Source organism: Paenibacillus sp. Aloe-11, from assembly GCF_000245715.1.
Lineage (GTDB): Bacteria > Bacillota > Bacilli > Paenibacillales > Paenibacillaceae > Paenibacillus > Paenibacillus kribbensis.
On sequence record NZ_JH601043.1, the window covers coordinates 93,011 to 93,226 of the forward strand.

The 216-nt window shown below is 64.4% G+C and carries 1 protein-coding gene; it reads left to right on the plus strand.

The genetic code is table 11. From position 1 onward, the window contains the following. Nucleotides 1–216 (plus strand): ADP-dependent NAD(P)H-hydrate dehydratase (locus WG8_RS02575; protein ID WP_007428514.1); only part of this gene is annotated, 216 nt, incomplete at both ends.

Here is a 216-nt window from a genome sequence, read left to right on the forward strand (position 1 = left end):
ATATCGACGGCAGAGGTGCAGCGTGACCGCATCACCCATGCCCGGCAGTATGCCCGGACACGCGGGGTTACGCTGGTACTCAAGGGAGCGCGTACCGTCATCGCGTGCCCTGACGGAACGACCTACGTCAATACGACAGGTCATGCCGGGATGGCGACAGGCGGCGCGGGCGATGTGCTGACAGGCATTATCGCGGGCTTGCTGGCGGAAGGCTTG